Origin of the sequence: Caballeronia novacaledonica (assembly GCF_900258035.1) — a bacterium.
GTDB lineage: Bacteria > Pseudomonadota > Gammaproteobacteria > Burkholderiales > Burkholderiaceae > Caballeronia > Caballeronia novacaledonica.
This window is the reverse complement of the sequence record NZ_OGTP01000053.1, coordinates 1-4,991: the sequence shown is the minus strand read 5'-3', so window position 1 is coordinate 4,991 and position 4,991 is coordinate 1. Positions and strand designations below refer to the sequence as shown.

Here is a 4,991-nt window from a genome sequence, read left to right as displayed (position 1 = left end):
CATTACTCACAGGCTGAATTGAACGCAATTGCCAAGCGACTCAATGAAAGGCCGCGGCAGACCTTGGGCTTTATGACCCCAGCGGAGAAATTGGCCGAGACGTTGGGGGTTGCGTTGACCGGTTGAATCCGCCGCTTTTCAGGCCTGCTGTCACACGCACGTTGGCCACTTTTCTCCTCCAAGATGGCACTCGCCTAAAGAGTGCCCTCACAATAATTGCCGGGCTTGGCTCGCGCACGGTCTGCCGCATCGCGCCGCCCGCCAGATTGGTTCAGCACGAAATAGCATCGGCACAGCGCTGCGCGCTGCCGTTGGGTATGCGAGGGAAACCAGCGAGAAAGAAGCACACGCGGCCCGCCCCCGCCCCGATGGACCCATCGGCCGCGTAGCGGGCCGGCGCCATTTCGTGCTGAACCAATCTGTTGTGTGGTGCGACGCGGCAGACCGTGCGCGAGCCAAGTCCGACAAGACCTTTGAGGGCACTCGCTACTCTGGGGGCCATTAGGTCAATCGCCTGTGCCGCGGCCGGTGTGAAGTGCTTAGGCTGGGGAAAGCTGTTTCTTTGGTTACTTTCTTTGCAGCAGCAAAGAAAGTGACTGCCGCCCCGCACAGGGGCAGTGCTAATAGACCGACGCGAAAGCAAGTTTCACTCAAACCCTCAAAGCCTCAGAAAGCCCCCGCGCCGAGCACGATAAAAGCTGCTTTCTTTGCAGCAGCAAAGAAAGTGACTGCCGCCCCGCACAGGGGCAGTGCTAATAGACCGACGCGAAAGCAAGTTTCACTCAAGCCCTCGAAGCCCAAGAAAAGCCCCCGCGTCGCGCGCGATAAAAGCTGCTTCATTGCAGCAGCAAAGAAAGTGACTGCCGCCCCGCACAGGGGGCAACCTTATAGACCAATAACAAGCCGGGATCCGGCAATCAAAAAACCTGCTCCGCAATGCAACACACTGTCACCCGATGCAACACCCGCATGCGAAGCAAAAGCAGTCCATCAAAGCCCCAAACCCCTTGGCACAGATATTGAGTTCACCCGTCGAACGCCCCGCGATGCACATCGCACCGACTCACGTTTCCATCGTGAATCGCGGAAGCAACGAGCCACGCGTAAGCGCCGCTGTCGCGAGCACGAGCGAGATCGTCGTCATTGCGAATCCCGCCCGCGCCGATCACCTGACGCTCCCCGGCCCGCGCTCGCACGGCAGCGAAAGTATCGAGATCAGGCCCGGCGCGAGCGCCCACGTGGTCGAGCGTCATCACGATGACCCGCGACGGCCACCACGCGCTCTCGTGATGCGTCGAGCCGAGCGCGAGGCCGCCGCGATAGTCGAGCGAGAGAATCGGCGCGAAGCCGCAAGCCGATGCGTCCGCGATCGCGCCGATGTCGAGCAGCGTCTCCGTGCCGAACACGGGCACGATCGCAGCGGGCGCAGGCGAACGCGACAGTTCGGCGACGCGCTCGACCAACGCATGCATCGGCGCGAACGCGGTGAAGCCCGCATCGAGCCAGATGCAAAAGCCCTCGCCGAGGGCGTCGCACATTGCGGCGAGCGCATGGTCGTGCGCGCCGCGCTGAAGGATCGCGCCCAGATCGGCGACGTACAACGTACGCGCGCCGGTCGCGGCGACGAGCGCGCGGGCGATCGCAACCGGATCGCTCGTGGCGCACAACGAGGACTGAATCGGCCGGTAACGCGAACGCTCGCCGCGCACCGCGCGCACCGCGTGGCCGTCGAGCAGATCGAGAACGGGTATCACCTGCATGGATGGACTTCCTTTGACCAGGATCTTCGTATTCGAGTATCTCACCGGCGGCGGCATCGATCCGGACGCGGCGGGCGCAGGCAGCCTCGCCGATCTCTCCGCGCTGATCGTCGAGGGCCGCGTGATGCGCGACGCCATCGCCGCCGATCTGCGCACGCTGCCGGGCATCGAGGTGACCGTCGCCAGCTCGCGCTTCGAGCAAGCGGCGGACGCGCCCGGCTACGCGCGCGCGCAGCCCGGCGAGCCGGTCATCCGCTTCGTCGCCCGCATGACGCGCGAACACGACTATGCCTGCATCGTCGCGCCCGAGTGCGACGGGCTGCTGCTCAAGTTCCACGATGCCGTCGGTCAGGCGCGCTGGCTCGGCTGCGCGAAGGAGGCGATCCGCGCGGCATCGAGCAAGAGCGCGACGGCCGCGTGGCTCGCCGCGCGCAGCATTCCCGCGACGCCCGCGCTCGAACCGGAGAACGCGGTCGCCGGAGCCGGGCGACGCTGGGTCGTCAAGCCGGACGACGGCGCGGGCGGCCTCGATACCTACGTCTACGACGATCTCGCCGCCGCGCGCGCCGAATACGAAGCGCGCGCCGAAGCGGGCCGCAATCCCGTGTTGCAGGAATGGATCGACGGCGAGCCGCTCAGTCTTTCGCTGATCTGCCGCGAACGGATGTCGCGGCTCGTGAGCATCAATCGTCAGCGCATCGGGTTGTCGGACGCGGCGGGATCGGGGCGTCGCGCGCGCATCGTGCAGTTCGATGGCGTCGATGTCGATCGCATCGACCGGCATGGTCCGCAAGGGCGCGCGCTGGAACGGCTCGCGTTGCGTGTCGCCGAAGCGTTTCCGGGCTTGCGCGGCTTCGCGGGTATCGATGTCGTGTGGCATCCGGAGCGCGGGCCGGTCGTGATCGAAGTGAATCCGCGCCTCACCGTCGCGTATGCGGAATTGAGCCGGCGCGGCGGCAGAAATCTCGCGGCGGAACTGCTCGCGGCGCATCGCGTGCCGGGTTTCGACGGCGATCCCGGATTGCTGCGCGCGTGTGGCGGAGCGGCGTCATGACGACCTCCGCAGCGGCGAGTATGCCGGTGTTCGGCTGGGACGTGGGCGGCGCGCACGTCAAGGTGTCGATGGCGACGCGCGCGGGCGTGCTCGCCGATGTCGCGCAGTGGGCGTGTCCGCTGTGGCTGGGCATCGCGCATCTGGAACGCGTGATCGACGCGATGTTCGAGCGCTGGCCCGCCGCCGCCGATGCCGGCGCGCGCCACGCCGTCACGATGACGGGCGAAATGGTCGATCTCTTCGCCGACCGCGCCGACGGCGTGCGCACCTTGACGCGCGCACTCGCCCAGCGGCTCGGCCCGCGCACGATGTTCTTCGCGGGCGACGCCGGCTGGCTCGCGCGCTCGGCATGCGCGGACGGCTGGCGCAAGGTCGCATCGGCGAACTGGCTCGCAACCGCGCAATGGGTCGCGACGCGCATGCCGGACGCGGTGCTCATCGATATCGGCAGCACGACGACGGACATCGTTTCGATCGTCGGCGGGCGTGTCGTGGCGCGCGGCGCGAACGACGCCGAGCGCCTTGTCAGCGGCGAACTCGTGTATCAGGGCATCGTGCGCACGCCGTTGTGCGGGATCGCGCATCGCATCGCGTTTCGCGGCGAGACGACGGGCGTGATGAACGAATGGTTCGCGACGACCGCCGATGTCTATCGTCTGACGGGCGAACTGTGGCCCGAGCACGACCAGCATCCGAGCGCCGACAACGGGCCGAAGACGGAAGCCGCGAGCCGTGCGCGGATCGCGCGGATGATCGGCCGCGATGCCGCCGATGCGAGCGCTGCCGAATGGCGGCGCTTTGCGCAGCACTGGCGGCACGCGCAGTTGCGCGCCCTCGAAGCGAATCTCGCGCGCGTGATCGCGCGGGATGCGGCGCTGGCCGCTGCGCCGATCGTCGGCGCGGGCTGCGGGCGCTTTCTGGCGGCGGCGCTGGCGCGGCAGGAGGCGCGCAGTTATACCGATTTCGCGCGCCTCGCGTGCGCGACGGACGACGCGACGCGCGCCGAATGGATATCGACGTGCGCGCCGAGCGCGGCGGTCGCGCTGCTGGCATCGGCGGCGGCGAAGGGCGCGGCAGGCAACGAAGCGCGTCCATACGACGATGCGCCGCCGCGCGCGGCGTGATAGCGTGCGGAATACAGCGGTGTGCGGATGGAGTATCGAAACCGGGTGCGTGGCCCGGCGGCATCATCGAACGAGGACAGCAACATGTGGGTGGTCAAGATCGGGGGTAGCCTCAGCCACGACCCGGCGTTGCGCGAGTGGCTGACGCGGCTCTGGGAAGTGGGAGGCGGGCGCGTCGTGATCGTGCCGGGCGGCGGCGATTTTGCGGACGCGGTGCGGCAGTATCAGCAGGAATGGCGTTTCGACGATCTCGCGGCCCACAACATGTGCCTGCTCGCGATGGCGCAATACGCGATTCTGATGCAGGGCGTGGTGCCGGAGCTCGTGCTGGCGTCGAACGAGGAGCGTATCCGGCGGGCATTGCGGGATGGGCGAGTGGCGGTGTGGGTGCCGACTGATCTGATGCGCGCGACGCCGGATTCGATGACCAACTGGGATACCACTTCCGATAGCCTTGCTGCGTGGCTTTCGACGTTGCTCAATGCGGAGCGGTTGATGATCGTGAAGTCTTGCGATGTCGATACGGATATGTCGATGGACGCGCTCGCCGCGAAAGGCATCGTGGATCGGCGGTTTCCCGCTTATGTGCGGGATGCCAATTATATTGTCGAGATTTTTAGTCATTCCGATGCGGAGGTTGTGAGGGATCGGTTGTTGAATCTGACGGTTTGAGTTTTTTTGGTTTGTCGCTGGAGCCCGGTTTGTTATTGGTCTATTAGCGTTGCCCCTATGCGGGGCGGCAGTTACTTTCTTTGCTGCTGCAATGAAGCAGCTTTTATCGCGCTCGGCGCGGGGGCTTTTTCTGAGGCTTTGAGGGTTTGAGTGAAACCTGCTTTCGCGTCGGTCTATAAGCGTTGCCCCTGTGCGGGGCGGCAGTCACTTTCTTTGCTGCTGCAAAGAAAGTAACCAAAGAAAGCAGCGGCGGATTCAACCGGTCAACGCAACCCCCAACGTCTCGGCCAATTTCTCCGCTGGGGTCATAAAGCCCAAGGTCTGCCGCGGCCTTTCATTGAGTCGCTTGGCAATTGCGTTCAATTCAGCCTGTGAGTAATG

The 4,991-nt window shown here is 65.5% G+C and carries 4 protein-coding genes and 2 pseudogenes; 4 read left to right on the top strand and 2 right to left on the bottom strand.

The window, feature by feature from the left end:
- Positions 1–126, top strand: a pseudogene (locus NOV72_RS32965) (IS30 family transposase); the annotation flags it as partial.
- 899 nt (positions 127–1,025) lie between these two features.
- Here NOV72_RS32965 and NOV72_RS31630 read toward each other — a convergent pair.
- The gene (locus tag NOV72_RS31630) at positions 1,026–1,760 is read right to left on the bottom strand and encodes a HisA/HisF-related TIM barrel protein (RefSeq protein ID WP_106858430.1); all 735 of its coding nucleotides are present in this window, start codon (positions 1,758–1,760) and stop codon (positions 1,026–1,028) included.
- A 13-nt stretch (positions 1,761–1,773) separates the two neighbouring features.
- Here NOV72_RS31630 and NOV72_RS31625 point away from each other — a divergent pair, with 13 nt between their 5' ends.
- The 3 genes from NOV72_RS31625 to NOV72_RS31615 all read left to right on the top strand — a co-directional run bounded on the left by NOV72_RS31625 (position 1,774) and on the right by NOV72_RS31615 (position 4,610).
- Positions 1,774–2,814 (top strand): ATP-grasp domain-containing protein, encoded by a 1,041-nt coding sequence (locus tag NOV72_RS31625; RefSeq protein WP_106858432.1) that lies wholly within the window; start codon positions 1,774–1,776, stop codon positions 2,812–2,814.
- Positions 2,811–3,938, top strand: a complete 1,128-nt coding sequence (locus tag NOV72_RS31620) for a hydantoinase/oxoprolinase family protein (RefSeq protein WP_106858431.1) — start codon at positions 2,811–2,813, stop codon at positions 3,936–3,938. Before NOV72_RS31625 ends, NOV72_RS31620 begins: the two co-directional genes overlap by 4 nt.
- Before the next feature lie 84 nt (positions 3,939–4,022).
- Positions 4,023–4,610 carry an amino acid kinase family protein gene (locus tag NOV72_RS31615; RefSeq protein ID WP_106858429.1) on the top strand — a complete coding sequence of 196 codons (588 nt, stop codon included), beginning with the start codon at positions 4,023–4,025 and terminating at the stop codon, positions 4,608–4,610.
- A gap of 255 nt (positions 4,611–4,865) precedes the next feature.
- On the opposite strand, the pseudogene NOV72_RS32960 reads toward NOV72_RS31615, so the two are convergent.
- Positions 4,866–4,991: pseudogene (locus tag NOV72_RS32960) on the bottom strand (IS30 family transposase); the annotation flags it as partial.